The organism is Leeuwenhoekiella palythoae, assembly GCF_020310025.1.
GTDB lineage: Bacteria > Bacteroidota > Bacteroidia > Flavobacteriales > Flavobacteriaceae > Leeuwenhoekiella > Leeuwenhoekiella palythoae.
Genome location: NZ_CP084318.1, coordinates 3,615,881 through 3,630,821, shown reverse-complemented (window position 1 = coordinate 3,630,821; position 14,941 = coordinate 3,615,881). Strand labels below are relative to the sequence as shown.

The window sequence follows — 14,941 nt, the reverse complement described above, 5'->3', positions numbered from 1 at the left end:
TGAAAACCTTAATACTAGGCTAGCAGGAAAAGAAAGTACCTACTGCTCTTAACTTTAGCGATAATTAGCTAACAGATATCTGGCTAACACTAACGAGAATCTTTGATGCAGGACAAAATAAAACCCGCTAAAGCCTGGCCTTAGCGGGTTCTAATTAAAGTAATTATTGAAGGTTTACTTCTTTATTTCTTCAAGTTTCACTTCGTTGCCTTCTTTATCGAGAAGCATTACTTCGTCAAAGCCCATTTCTTTAAATTGCTGATACTGCGTTGCTGCATCTCCAACAACCAAATACGCCATTTTAGACTCATCAAGATATTTATTGGCTAAAGCTTTATGCTGCTCCAAAGTCATATTCTTGATCGTTGCTTCTTCATTCTCAATATAGTTAGGATCTAGATCGTAAGCACTACGCTCTTGTAACATTCCTAAAAGCGAACCTTGAGTTTCAAAACGTCGTGCATTTGATTTGATCAAAGCATTTTTAGTAAACTCAAGATCTTCGGGTGAAATACCATCTTTATATTTCTGAATTTCATCTCTAAAGATCGAAACGGATTCACCGGTGGTGTTGGTTCGTACAGAAGAAGATGCTGTAAACGTACCGGGAATTTTACTTCCGCTGAATCCAGAACGTGCACCATACGTATATCCTTTTTCTTCACGTAAAACCAAGTTTACATTACCGCTGAACGATCCTCCTAATTTGTAATTCATCACCTCTGCAGGATAAAAATCTTTATCGGTACGTGGCATAGAAATGTATCCAATATTGATCACCGACTGCTTCGCGTTAGGAACATCCACAAAATAAAGCGATGCTTTATCTCTGTTGTTCTCTACCGGGAATTCAGGAATTGTCACTTCTTTAGCCGCCCAGTTCTCTTTAAGACCTTCTAAGGAAGCTAATGCCTGACTTTCACTAATATCTCCCACTACGTGGAAACGACTTACACTAGGTGAAAAATAGTTGTTGTAGTAGTCTTTTAAATCTTGCATCGTGATCGCCTCAACAGACTCAACTGTTCCTGAAGTAGAATACGCCAATGGATGATTTTCTCCATACAAACGTTTGCTGTACACGCGGTTTGCAATAACATTAGGATTTGCGTCAGAACGCTTGATCCCGTTGATGGTGCTTGTTTTGATACGGGCAAATTCTTTCTCGTCCCAGCGTGGCTCTAGAAGAATTTCCTGAACCAAAGCCATCGTCGCATCAAAATTACGCGCTAGCGTATTTCCTCTTAATACTATAGATTCGTCAGTGGTGTACATATTTATGCTCGCTCCAAGACGGTCAATAGCTTCTTCTAATTCTAGCGGAGTTTTGGTTGCTGTACCTTCCATAAGAATGTCGCTCATTAAATTAGCCACTCCATTTTTATTTAGATCATCTAATAAATGACCACCTTCGATCACTAGGCTGAAGTTTACTAGCGGAAGTTCGTCTTGAACAATCCCATATACTTCCATCTCATTAGGCAATTCGGCTGTCCAGCTATCAGGAATATTAAGTTTTGGTGTTTCACCCATTGCAGGTGCAACCGAACGATCAAACTTAGAAGGTGTTTTCTCGATCTCAACGTCTGCATCAACAATTTCGGTTTCTACATTTTCGGTGATCTCTTCTTCAACAACTTCTGCTTTTTCTGAATTATCAGCGATCAGCTCCATTTGTCCTTTTGGTACAAAACTGGTCATTACATACGGTTTGCCTTTTACGTATTTTTCATAAACACGCATTACATCTTCTGCAGTAACCGCTTTGATATTCTCAATATCATCCTCGATAAATCCGGGATCTCCGGTAAACACATCGTACTGCGCCAGTTGGAAGGATTTACCTAAAACACTACTGATTCCATTATAAAAATCAGTTTCTAAACCGGCTTTAATGCGCTCGATATCTTCGGCCTTCACGCCTTCTTTTTCAAACAGCGCAAATACTTTGTTGATTCCGGTTTCTACACTGTCCAAGTCAACGCCGGAATTTGCTGTTACCGAAATTCTGAATTTCCCAGCAATTTGATCAGAGCCATTCCACGCGTAAGGTTGTGAAGCCAACTCCATATCTTCTACCAGCACGCGGTATAATGGTGCCTTTTTTCCGTCTGAAAGAATTTCACCTAAAAAGTCTAAAGCATACGCATCATCAGTGTATTGCTCTACCGTAGGCCAAACCATATTCAGCTGTGGTGCGGTCGCAAAATTATCTTCGTGATAAAAACGCTTGGTCTCGTCTAAAGTCACGTTCTGAACAGGTAAAGGCTCTACTTCTTGACGTTTTTTAATTTCACCGAAATACTTTTCTACCAATTCTTTGGCTTTGCCTTCTTCAAAATCTCCGGCAATAACCAGTGTAGCATTGTTAGGCCCGTAGAATTTATCATAAAATTCTTTTACATCTTCTACCGTAGCGTTTTGAAGATCTTCAAGTTCGCCAATGACCTGCCAGCTGTACGGATGCCCATCAGGAAATAAATTCTTGTCAATCACCCAACTGGTATGCCCATACGGATTGTTATCCACACGTTGACGTTTTTCATTCTGAACCACTTCTTGCTGATTCGCAAAAGCCGACTCGGTAACGGTATTGATCAGGAAGCCCATACGGTCAGACTCTAGCCACAATACCGTCTCTAACGCGTTGTTAGGCACCACTTCGTAATACACCGTACCATCTTGCCAAGTACCACCGTTTAAAGTACCCCCGGCATCCTGAATGGTTTTAAAGAATTGATCTTGCGGAACGTTTTCTGATTCCTGAAAAAGCATATGCTCAAATAGGTGTGCAAAACCCGTGCGCCCTTTTTTCTCGCGGTTAGATCCCACCCCATACTGAATGGCTACAGATACAATAGGATCACTTTTGTCTTGATGAAGTACTACGTTTAACCCATTCTCGAGCTCGTACTTCTCATAATCGATTGATAGTTTGGCCTCTGCGACGTCTTTATCTCCTGCTTTTTTGTCGTCACAAGAAACAAAAGTTGCCACAAACAATGACAGCATCAGTGCCATTGGTGTCCATCTTGTTTTAATCATAGATGTTCGTTTTTTGATTAATAAAATTGATTAGCATTCCTAAAACTGTTAGAAAAGACGCAATATTTTAGCCTAAGTTACAAAACTGTTAGGGTTTATTTAACGAAATCAAAAAACTGATGCATTTTATTGAATGACTAAGTTTATTTAATTGCTTACCCCAACCATCCATCACGATCTAAGCTTCGATACTGAATCGCTTCTGTGATATGATGGGCTTGTATCTGCTCTGAAGCTTCTAAGTCGGCAATAGTGCGCGAAACCTTAAGAATACGATCATAGGCACGTGCCGAAAGATTGAGCTTTTCCATTGCGTTTTTCAATAGGTTTTTTGAAATTTCATCTAAAGCGCAGTGCTGTCTTATTTGTTTAACGCCCATCTGCGCGTTGTAATTGATGCTTTCGATATCACTGAATCGGCTGGTTTGTAACTTGCGGGCTTCGGTGACTCGATTTCTGATCGCCACACTGCTTTCCGCTTTGCGTTCTTCAGAAAGTTTGTCAAAAGGCACAGGTGTCACTTCAATATGAATATCAATACGATCTAACAAAGGGCCGGAAACTTTACTCAAGTAGCGCTGCATTTCGGCAGGTGTGCTGCTCACCGGAGCGCTGGGATCATTGAAATAACCGCCCGGACTGGGGTTCATACTGGCGACCAACATAAAACTACTGGGGTAGGTTACTGTAAATTTCGCACGTGAGATTGTGACTTCGCGATCTTCCAGCGGTTGGCGCATCACTTCAAGAACGGTGCGTTTAAATTCGGGTAATTCATCTAAAAAAAGCACCCCATTATGCGCCAGAGAGATCTCTCCCGGTTGTGGATACGCCCCACCACCCACAAGGGCGACGTCTGAAATTGTGTGATGGGGACTTCTAAAAGGTCGTTGTGCCATCAAGCCCACGTGTTCCCGCATTCTACCCGAAACACTGTGTATTTTGGTAGTTTCAAGCGCTTCACGCAAAGTCATTGGCGGTAAGATAGAAGGCAAACGCTTTGCAAGCATCGTTTTTCCCGCCCCCGGAGGACCGATTAAAATAATATTATGACCGCCGGCTGCGGCGATTTCCATACACCGCTTAATAGATTCCTGCCCTTTTACATCACTAAAATCAAATTCAGGATGTTCTAAGGCATTAAAAAATTCGTTACGCGTGTCAACAATTGTGCGTTCTAAAGGTGCATCATTATCAAAATGATCAATCACCTGTGCAATGGAATCTATTCCATATACCTCAAGGTCTTTAACTATCGCCGCTTCCTTAGCATTCTGACTGGGCAGTAAAAACTTTTTAAACCCTTCCTCCTGCGCTTTGATCGCAATAGGCAAAGCACCACGTATGGGCTGCAAACTTCCGTCTAAAGAGAGTTCGCCCATAATGATATATTCTTCTAGGTTTTCTGCTTTTATTTGTCCACTTGCCGCAAGTATACCTATTGCAAGTGTAAGATCATAAGCGCTCCCTTCCTTGCGAAGATCGGCAGGCGCCATATTAAGCGTGATTTTTTTTCCGGGAATTTTAAAACCGTTATTTTGAAGGGCCGCAGCAATGCGGTAATTGCTTTCTCTAATCGCATTATCGGGCAGTCCTACCAAGTGATAGCCAATGCCTTTGTCAATATTTACCTCAATTGTAATTGTAGAAGCTTCAACGCCAAAAACCGCTGAACCATAAACCTTTGTAAGCATAATTTTTAAGTTGGTTTTCTAAAGAAACAATAATATTTCCAACTTTTGAAATTAGTTTACTGGTTTTTAATGGTTTATGTCAATCTGTCTAATCTAATTTCTATTCAGCACACCTTCGGCCCACTTACGTGCCGGTTTTCCGAAGCATTCGATCAAGTCATCTACCCCCACAACACTCCCTTTGGCTAGCCGGCCTAACAAAGCGATATTTTGGTGCGTATTTCCGCCTTTACTAATAATGCGACCATCTTCTAACGTATGTAATCCCAATTTATAGCTCACCGCATCCACGCGTTTATCAGTTCTGAGATGCGCTATTAAAGGACTACTCACTTTGGCTAATTGTGGCGCATCGATTACCGAATTAACCATCACCTGAACCACGATAGTTTTTCCATCCTTGCGCAATTGCCAACCTTCAGGCACTAAGCTAATTTCAGGATCTGCTACAAAATCAAGATTTAAAACTCCGGCTTTTATCAAAGCTATGAGTTGCTGTAAACTTTTAACCGGTGGACCATAAGAATAGCGTTTACTGGCTTCAATGTACTTTACCACATCGACCATTGCATCATCACCAAGATTCATATATGTGTAATCGTGATACAAAACTCCTAAAGCAAAACGCCACACCTGACCTAAACAGTAATCCAGGCTAATTTCGGTTATGCCGTAAGCCATATGTAAGTATAGTAGCATCGCCTCGAGCGTATCCTTTTTAGTACTTACCAATAAAGTATGCTCGGAGTCCGGCTTTTTGATCACTTGTAGGGTCAATTCAGTCAGGTCATCAGCAGATAAATCTGTGGCTTTCGCTTTGCTTCCCAGTCTCTTGTAAACGGAACTGGTGATCTGCGCGATAGCTTCTATGAGGAAGGAAGCATCACTGATAGTTGATGCATTCGCTTCAGCTTGTTCGACTGCCTGAATGAGAAGTTTTAATTCTTCTTCGGAAGGTTTAAACCAAGAATCAATTTCACCCGAAAATGGTTTAGGTACCGGCGGCAAACCATTTAAAGAAAAAGCCACCAATTCGCGCGGCGCTTCCTCTGAAGGAATATAGTTGAGCTCAACAGAATCAGCAATAGGTACAAAACTTCCGCCAAAACCTATACTCAATGCTCTTACCTGATCTACCATAGACAAGCCAAAACCACGCAGCGCAATTTTAGTTTCAGGAGTTATCGCATCGGTTTCTAAAGCACCCACGGGATACGGGTCTTTATACAGTTTTAGGTTATTTTGTTTGGCGTGAGTATCCCATAATTGCAGCTGTTCAGAATCGTACGTAGGCTGATGACCAATGGTAAGTACAATTTCATCAACCGTATGCTGTTGAGCGTCCTTGGTAATAATAATTCCGCTTTGCTCGTTAGCATCAATTTGAACAATTTCAGCGGAAAACAGTTCAGCTTTATTTTGACCTTTCAGAGCGTCATAGATGGTCAGAAATCGTTCATATAAGTAAATACCCAACTTAGAACGCGCAGGAAAATGATCTTTTGATGCGTTTGCCGGAGCATCCTTTCTATCAGTCAACCAATCTGCATAACCTGGAAATTCAGGAATAAAAATAGCACCGATATTTATTGCAGGTCTACCGGCCAGATCGTTTGATAAATTACGTTCATGAATGTTTGATAAATTGGTCTCCACTTGATCAGGCGTCCAGATTTGACCCGCCCCGGGATAGGGCGAAGCTTCAAACAATTTGACGTGTAAGTCAAGGCTTGCTTTGCTATTACTTTTGACTAAAAAAAGACTTTCAAGCGCGGCCAGCCCACGCGGACCAACTCCTACAATACCTATCGCATATGGTTTTGACACAGATTTTTTGTTTTAAAGCTTAATGCCTAAAATTAAAACTATAAATCTTAGTATTCCGTTAAGCCTGAAGCATAAGCCCTTAAGCTTATCATAAAGTTGTTATTCTAGTTTAAAAACAAAGGATTGAAGTGGTTTGATATCTACGCGCATCGTTCCTGCTTGATTTTGAACTTGAAGCGTAGCTTGCTCTTCATTATAAAGTTGATCTGTTGCTTTATACGTCCCGTCGTTGAGGTTCCATTGTTTAATAATATCCTGTGGAATTTGCAATTCAAAACCAAACGTATCTTTAGCATCAAAGTTGGTGACAATGATGAGTTTATCAGTATCAGACCAGCGCACAAAGGAATGCACCCGATCATTGTACCATTCGGTATGCTGGCGGTTATGCCAGTGAATATCTGCATAGTCCCCCATTATCGCCGAATTTTCTAAACTGAAATTCAGCAAGCGTTTATAAAAATCCCGAAGCTCTTTTTCTTCCGAAGTAGACTGCCCGCCGTCAAAGTTTTTGTCATTAACCCAACGCACTACGCTGGGCACGCTTCCGTAGTCAAAAATTGAAGTCCGTGTAGGATCGCCAAAGCCCAGGTCTTCAAGTGCCGGCTCACCCAATTCCTGACCAAAATAGATCATTGTTGGAGCCGTACTGATCAACGCCGAAACAATCATCGCAGGTTTACCTTTTGCTGCATCTCCCGCAAAAGCATCACTGGCTATGCGCTGCTCATCGTGGTTTTCCAGAAAGTGCAGCATATTATTTTCAATATCTTCCTGATACTTCAGGATTGGTGCGAAATGGTCTGTGCTTCCGTGGCCTTGCATCACATGTTTTATCGTATCATAAAGCTCCACTTTGTCGTATAGATAATCCATTTTTCCTTTAAAAATATACTCGCGATACAACTTTGGATTATATACTTCGGCCATTAGAAATGCATCAGGACGCTCCATTTTAATAGCAGCATTCATATAACTCCAGAATTCTACAGGAACCATTTCAGCCATATCATAACGGAATCCGTCTACACCTTTGCTCAGCCAAAACAAGGCGATTTCTTTAAACTGTTTCCACGAGGCCGGAACGTCTTTATCTTTCCAAAAATCAAAATGCTTCTGATGATCCCAATGTCCGGCATCTTCTGGCAACGAATTAAAATCTTTATGTCCTTCCGGACTCACGCCATAGTTTATTTTAACGGTCTCGTACCAATCATTCTGCGCAGGTTGCGCATCTCTTGCTCCATTACCTGTCCATTTTGCTGGAGACTCCGTAAACTGCGCATCTGCACTTGCCGACTTTTCGCCTAAAGGCACATATCCATATTCCCATTGCGGCACTTTAAAATCAGTTCCCGGGATGTAGTAAAAGTTGTTATTCTTGGCATATGCCACCGAAGTATCATCATTCACCCCAAAAGGAACCGTATATTCTGGAGTGTTTAAACTTTCATATTTGCGTGCCACGTGATTGGGAACGATATCTATGATCACTTTTAAACCTGCTTGGTGCGTACGATTTATGAGTGCATCAAACTCTTCAAGCCTATTTGCAGGATTTACAGCCATATCAGGATCAACCTGATAATAATCCTTTACCGCATAGGGAGAGCCGGCTCTACCTTTTACAACATCAGGATCGTCATTAGAAATACCGTATTGCGTATAATCAGTGATTACAGCGTGATGCGGAACTCCGGTGTACCAAATATGCGTTACGCCAAGCTCTTTAATCTCACTCAAAGCTTTGGCGGTAAAATCTTCAAACTTCCCTACACCATTTTCTTCGATGGTACCCCAAGGTTTATTGGTTATGTTCGTATTGCCAAATAATCTGGTAAAAACGTGATAAACTACTTTTTTCTTTGGGTCTGTATTCTGCATAGGCTCTTTTATGTGATTAGACTTGTTCTGTGCACAGCTGGTTAGAAGTATTCCAAGGCTAATTAAAAGGATATTTTTGATCATCCAACTAATTTAAAGTTATAATTAGAAAACAAATTTTATAAGATTTAAAACTAACATAAATTTAATTGCCCGCCTAAATCGATTAACCGGATTTCAGCGGTAAAAAAGGGGATATTTCCCCCTTTTGTCACAAGTAAATTATAGATACTTTTATCTCGTATTAATAATTAAAGATTAATACCGTTTATAATCTAATTATTAGGGGAATTAAATTTTAAACGCATTAATGATTTAGGGGTGAAAGGCACTCTGCGCGAGCAGGGTGTTTTTCTTTTTTACACCATTTGTAAAAAATCGAAAAATTATAAAACGATTTAGTTATATTTTAACAGAAAGAGTTGCAAATTAATTTTGTAGCTTTACGATGTCATTGACAATTTAGGGGTGAAAGGCACTTTGCGCAAGCAAGGTGTTTTTCTTTTTTAGGCCTATTTCTACGCTGTAAAATTTGCTATTCAACACCTTAGGGCGCAAAACAATTTCTTGTACAAATCCCCTATTCTATTTGATTCTTCTCTCTTTTCTTGAAAGATAAGTTGAAGCGGTCCCTGCGGATGAGAATTCTTTTTCTGAAGATTAAAAAGATGAGGTAACCTAACCAGCTGAAAATAGCTACTAAAAATAACCACAGCCACAGTTCTTTTACCGATTTGAACTTTTTATAGCGCAACTCGAGTAACACAAGGATTACAAAAAGAATTCTTAGATAAACCAAAAGATAACTTTTATAGGCGTGTATTTACTTCTGCAAGACTAACGTTTTTAATACGCATTTTAAACATCAATGTTTCAAAATATAAAAAGCGCTCAAATCGTTTACCTGATCTGAGCGCTTTTACAACAAGTTTAGTATTTCAATTACTTTAAAACCTTAAACTGAATTTCTGAGTCTCCAAAAACAGTATGCGTCTGCTTTTGAAAATCTTCCGCATCGGCTTTGTAGATATTAGGTACAAAAGTTTGTGGGTTGCGATCGATTAGCGGAAACCACGTACTCTGAATTTGAATTTGCATTTTATGTCCTTTTAAGAAGGTATGGTTTACCCCTTGTAAAGTCAGATCTACTTCGGTTTTTTGATTAGGTTCAAAAGCTTTAGGTTCACTAAAACTCTCACGGAAACGTCCACGCATTACTTCACTACGCACCATCATCTGGTAATTATCCATTTTTAAGTAGTCTTGAGTTTCTGGGTAATCCTCTGCTCCTGCAGGATACACATCTACAATTTTTACTACCCAATCTGCATCAGTACCTGTGGTAGCCACCTGAAGTTTAGCCAGTATTTCACCGGTGATCGTCATATCATCGTCTAAAACTTCGGTTTCATAAACTAAAACGTCTGGTCTGCGCGCTGCAAATCGCTGATCGTCGGTCATATATTTTCTAGGTGTGAATACCATTTTAATATCTTCAGAATACGGAACCGGCTTAGAAGGATCACTTACAAAAGCATTTTCAAAATCTGCCGAAGCGCTCTCAGTAAGTTTTTGATCTGCTCCTAAATAAAAACTTTTAGTTTCTGCTGCTTTTGGAGGCCATTGCGCATAGCTATCCCACTCACGTGAACCACTATCATACATAGAAGCTTCAGGGAAGTCAATCGCTCCTTTACCGTCATTTTTCAGGAAATGATTGAAAAATACCGTCTCGTAATTTTGCTGAAAATCTCTTGAAAGATTATCTCCAAAATATACATTTCCTATAGCTTGGCGCTCACTTGAACGCGCCCAGTCACCATGACTCCAAGGCCCGTAAACCAAGATATTATAGTTATCACTGGTCTCCTCGATCTTTCTGTAGGTATTGAAAGGTCCATAAAGATCTTCGGCGTCAAACAGTCCGCCTACAACCATTACGGCAGGCTTGATATCATTTAAATGCTGAATGATTCCGCGACTTCTCCAGAACTCATCATAATTAGGATGGTCTTTAATTTGCTGCCAGAATACATTATCTTCTTTGTAATACTCGTCTAAATTGGTCAACGGACCTGCATCTAAGAAAAACTGATATTGATCTTGCGTAGGAAGATCAGGAAACGCATACCAAGGCTTGGTTACCGGTTCCTCTTTCATATAACCGAAAAGCGAAATCGCTCTCCAGTAGCTTTCTAGAAATGCTCCGTTGTGATGGAAATCATCAAAGAAAAAATCAGAAATACATGCTTGTGGAGAAACTGCCTTGAGCGCAGGATGCTCACTCAGCAAAGAATACGTCGCATAAAAACCGGGATATGAAATTCCCCAAGTTCCCACATTTCCGTTGTTATTGTCTACATTCTTTACGAGCCAATCAATCGTATCGTAGGTATCGCTGGCTTCATCAACTTGTTTTCCTTTTTTACTCGGAATATACGCGCGCATATTATCGTAAACGCCTTCACTATTCCAACGGCCACGCACATCTTGCTGTACAAAGATGTTACCTTCTTCAACCATAAATTTATTAGGTCCTATTCTGCCTTTATAGTTTTCTTCACCATACGGCGCGCAGCTGTAGGGCGTACGCATCATCAAAATAGGATACTCTTGTGACTTATCTTTTGGCGAATAAATTGTTGTATGCAAAAGCACGCCATCACGCATTTTTATTTTGACTTCTTTCTTGTCGTAATGCTCGCGCACATATTCTTCGGTTTGTGCTTGTATGCTGCTCACAACAAGCAAAAGCACCGCAAATACTAGATTTTTGACTTTTTTCATTTAGTAGTGTTTATTTAATCATTGAATTTAGAGATTCCATCTTCGAGCCAAGCTTCAAACTCATCTACATCTGGCGTGTAGCCCACAGGCGTGTTAAGTTCGTCTTCATTATGGTCCAACAACACATAATAGGGCTGCGCATTGATCTGATATTTTTCAATCTGAAAATCGCTCCATTTATTTCCCACGGTTTGAATGCGTTTGCCGGTAACTTTACTTACATACTGTTCTGCTTCGGGCAGTTCTTCCTTTAGATCTACAAATAACGAAATAAGGACCACGTCGTTTTGTAATTTTCCAAGGATTTGAGGTTCACCCCAAACGCGTTCTTCCATCTTGCGGCAATTAACACAGGCTTTGCCGGTAAAATCTATTAGTACCGGTTTATTTTCTGCTTTGGCATAAGCCATTCCTGCATCATAATCAGTAAAAGTCACCAATTGATACGGACCAAGTTCGGCTTCTTCCGGTAGTTCTCCTTCGGTTAAACCTGCAACACTTCCTTTAGAATATCCCACACCATAAGGCGATTCACTATAATTTAATGGCGGCGGAAATCCGCTGATCAATTTTAAGGGTGCACCCCACAAGCCGGGAATTAAATACAGCGTGAATGATAGGACGAAAAGCCCTAAAATCAATCTTCCTGAAGAAATATGCGGCAACGGACTATCGTGCGATAATCTAATTTTTCCGAAAAGATAAAATGCCATGGCACCAAAAATAGCAATCCAAATCGCTAAGAATACTTCGCGTTCTAAAATATGTGCCTGTAAAACCAAATCGGCATTGGATAGAAATTTAAACGCTAGTGCTAACTCCAAAAATCCTAAAACCACTTTTACTGAATTGAGCCAGCCTCCTGATTTGGGTAAAGAATTCATCAACCCGGGGAATAAGGCAAACAAAGCAAACGGAATCGCGATAGCTAATGAAAACCCAAGCATTCCTAAAATGGGCGCCAGACCACCTTCTGATGCGGCTTGTACTAATAAGGTTCCTACAATGGGTCCGGTACAACTGAAACTTACAATGGCTAAAGCCAAGGCCATAAAAAAGATACCTATAATTCCACCGCGATCTGCTTTTCGGTCTACGGCGTTAGCCCAAGAATTGGGTAACATAATTTCAAAAGCACCAAAGAACGAAACTGCAAAAATTACGAGGAGTAAAAAGAATATCAAGTTGAACCAAACGTTGGTTGATAAAGCGTTTAAGGCATCTGCGCCAAAAATCCCGGTAACCAATGATCCAAGCAATACGTAGATTACCACGATGAAAATCCCGTATAAAATGGCATTTCTACGACCGACTGCAAGATTTTTACTCTGCTTGGTAAAAAAGCTTACCGTCATAGGAATCATTGGAAATACACAAGGTGTAAGCAATGCCAAAAATCCGCTTGCAAACGCAACAAAAAAGATCGTCCATAAATCTTGTTTTTCTTCTTTTTTTACAACCTCTTTTACCGGTTCAATCTTTTCTACTTCTTCCTGAACGCTACCATACGCCTGAAAATCATTGAAGTCTTTAAAAACCTTTCCGTTCTCTTTGACGAGGTCAAATACAATGTATTTTTCCTCGTTGATACACACTTCTTTACACACCTGATATTTCAAGATCAGCTTGACAAATTCAGTGGTTTCTTCAGCTTTTATCTTTTGGGAAAGCTGCGCGGTTTCTGAGAAAAATGTTTCATCTACCTCAAAGATCTCACTGTAAGCTGTTGTGGTCTCACTTTCTACGGTAGGTCCTTCTAAGGAATAAGCTTTACCGGCTTCGAGGAATTCTAATTCTAAAGGTAAAGATCCGCCGGGATCTGTAAACTGCGAATACACATGCCATTCGGGCTCAATGCTCGCATTTAATAACAATGTATATTCAGATTCACTTGTTTTATCTACTTGAGCCGTCCATTGCGCCGGATTTTGTGCTCCGGCTGAAGGTCCAAAAGCTTGTGCATTTCCTGTGAGCGAGATCAATAGCGTTACAAGAAGAAAGCCGTATTTAATCATAGTATGCGGTAATTTTTAAAAATTGAGAAGTATTAGGGGTTACTTTATAGCGATCGTCAGTTCGTGCTCCTACGACCCAGATGATGTCTTGGTCGTTACACAGAAGCCAAACTGACTCTTTATCTAGAGTCGAATATTTTAAGTCTTTAAAGAATTTACTAAGCTTCTTTTTCCCTTTTAAGCCAAATGGATAAAACCAATCGCCTTCCTCCCATTTTCTTAATTTAAGCGGAAAATCTAATTGGTCTTTATCAAAAATAGCTTCGGTTGCCGTTGTTTTTGAAAATTGATCTACAGCTTCTTTTTTGATCTTTAGATTGTCTAGAACAAGGTTTGCGTCTTCCTCATTCCATAAAACAACTTCGTGTGTTTTTTTGTGTTCTGTAAGTAGTAATACCTCGCGATCTTTTATAAGACGGTGATTTTTTGCGGAAACATATTTACCGGGTTCAGCATCTAGCAAATCATAAATATCATCCCAAGCCGTAAATTCAAAATCCTTAAGTAATTGATACAAGACCGCCTTGGTATTTGGCGTCTGCTTCAGCTTCTGAATATTTAATTCGTAGCCTTTAAAAGACTGATTTACGATCTGAGAAAACAGCATTGCCGTGTAATCTTCAAGTAGAAGTGCAACTTCTTTTAAATGCTGTTGACTCTTCTGAAACTGATTTAAAAATTGGGGGGCTGCTTCTTCTATCGCAGGAATAGCGTGATGTCGTAAATGATTGCGCAAATATTTATCTGAAGCATTGCTGCTATCTTCTCGCCACTTGATCTCATTGGCCTCTGCATACGCTAGAATCTCTACTCTGCTGAACGGTAACAAGGGACGAATTAATTGCTCATTATGCGCAGTAATGCCAGTGAGCCCATCTATTCCTGAACCTCGACTTAGGTTGATGAGAAAAGTCTCAAGATCATCTTTTGCGTGGTGCGCAGTAGCGATATGCGCTAACCCATTTTTTTGACAAAGCTCCTCAAACCAATGATACCGCAATTCGCGCGCTGCCATTTGAATGGAAACCTTTTGATCCTTAGCATACGCTTCGGTATTAAAATTTTGAAGATGCAACTTAACTTGTAATGCTTCGGCTAGTTTTTCAACAAAAACCGCATCTGCATCGCTCTCGCTTCCGCGCAGCTTAAAATTGCAATGCGCCATCTCAAAATCAACATCACAAGCTTTTAATAAATAGGCCAAAACCACACTGTCTAATCCCCCGCTTATCGCTAACAAAACCGAAGTTTGTTTCAATCCATTAAACTGAGATTCTATATGCTGATTAAACCTTTTGATCATAAAAACACTTGGTGTTCTCGCTATACGCTTTTAAAATTTCAAACCAAATCAGCGACGTTGCCCAGCCTTTAGTTGGACGTAAAAGTAAAATGTTTTACTAGTACGCTTTTTCTAGGTGTTTGCGCTCTTGATTATCGAGTAAATATACAATTTAAGGCCTGTTTTGCAGCAAAGCTCAGCGCAAGTTTATTTAGTTTCTATTTAACAAGGAATGGAAGCCGAAGCGGTCATTTGATACGCTTAAAATTGTATTTTTAATCCTGATGCTTTGTAACAAGAGTTACGAGCACATCAAAAGCTACGGTCTATATTTGCCGATATTAAACCTCGAGGCAAGGCCGAAGGTACACGATGAAATTAGTTTTTAACATTGAACTACGTCTCAA

At 40.2% G+C, this 14,941-nt stretch carries 7 protein-coding genes; all 7 read right to left on the bottom strand.

Annotation, left to right across the window (positions count from 1 at the left end; all coding sequences use genetic code 11):
- Window positions 1-174: 174 nt before the first annotated feature.
- Window positions 175-3,045 (bottom strand): M16 family metallopeptidase, encoded by a 2,871-nt coding sequence (locus LDL79_RS15480; RefSeq protein ID WP_225598373.1) that lies wholly within the window; start codon window positions 3,043-3,045, stop codon window positions 175-177.
- A 155-nt stretch (window positions 3,046-3,200) separates the two neighbouring features.
- Complete coding sequence (locus tag LDL79_RS15475) at window positions 3,201-4,739, bottom strand: YifB family Mg chelatase-like AAA ATPase (RefSeq protein WP_225598372.1); 1,539 nt, start codon at window positions 4,737-4,739, stop codon at window positions 3,201-3,203.
- 93 nt (window positions 4,740-4,832) lie between these two features.
- Window positions 4,833-6,566, bottom strand: coding sequence for an FAD/NAD(P)-binding protein (locus tag LDL79_RS15470; protein ID WP_225598371.1), 1,734 nt, complete (start codon window positions 6,564-6,566; stop codon window positions 4,833-4,835).
- A gap of 99 nt (window positions 6,567-6,665) precedes the next feature.
- Window positions 6,666-8,534 carry an alpha-amylase family protein gene (locus LDL79_RS15465; protein ID WP_225598370.1) on the bottom strand — a complete coding sequence of 623 codons (1,869 nt, stop codon included), beginning with the start codon at window positions 8,532-8,534 and terminating at the stop codon, window positions 6,666-6,668.
- Window positions 8,535-9,392: 858 nt separating this feature from the next.
- Window positions 9,393-11,237 carry a CocE/NonD family hydrolase gene (locus LDL79_RS15460; RefSeq protein WP_225598369.1) on the bottom strand — a complete coding sequence of 615 codons (1,845 nt, stop codon included), beginning with the start codon at window positions 11,235-11,237 and terminating at the stop codon, window positions 9,393-9,395.
- Between the two features lie 14 nt (window positions 11,238-11,251).
- The gene (locus LDL79_RS15455; RefSeq protein ID WP_225598368.1) at window positions 11,252-13,252 is read right to left on the bottom strand and encodes a protein-disulfide reductase DsbD family protein; all 2,001 of its coding nucleotides are present in this window, start codon (window positions 13,250-13,252) and stop codon (window positions 11,252-11,254) included.
- Window positions 13,245-14,555: a tRNA lysidine(34) synthetase TilS gene (gene tilS, locus LDL79_RS15450; protein WP_225598367.1), complete on the bottom strand. Its 1,311-nt coding sequence runs from the start codon at window positions 14,553-14,555 to the stop codon at window positions 13,245-13,247. The genes LDL79_RS15455 and tilS overlap by 8 nt, the downstream gene beginning before the upstream one ends.
- Window positions 14,556-14,941: the final 386 nt, after the last annotated feature.

Coding starts and splice junctions, on each gene's coding strand:
- LDL79_RS15480 (WP_225598373.1), bottom strand. CDS start 3,045: ATGATTAAAACAAGATGGACACCAATGGCACTGATGCTGTCATTGTTT.
- LDL79_RS15475 (WP_225598372.1), bottom strand. CDS start 4,739: ATGCTTACAAAGGTTTATGGTTCAGCGGTTTTTGGCGTTGAAGCTTCT.
- LDL79_RS15465 (WP_225598370.1), bottom strand. CDS start 8,534: ATGATCAAAAATATCCTTTTAATTAGCCTTGGAATACTTCTAACCAGC.
- LDL79_RS15460 (WP_225598369.1), bottom strand. CDS start 11,237: ATGAAAAAAGTCAAAAATCTAGTATTTGCGGTGCTTTTGCTTGTTGTG.
- LDL79_RS15455 (WP_225598368.1), bottom strand. CDS start 13,252: ATGATTAAATACGGCTTTCTTCTTGTAACGCTATTGATCTCGCTCACA.
- tilS (WP_225598367.1), bottom strand. CDS start 14,555: ATGATCAAAAGGTTTAATCAGCATATAGAATCTCAGTTTAATGGATTG.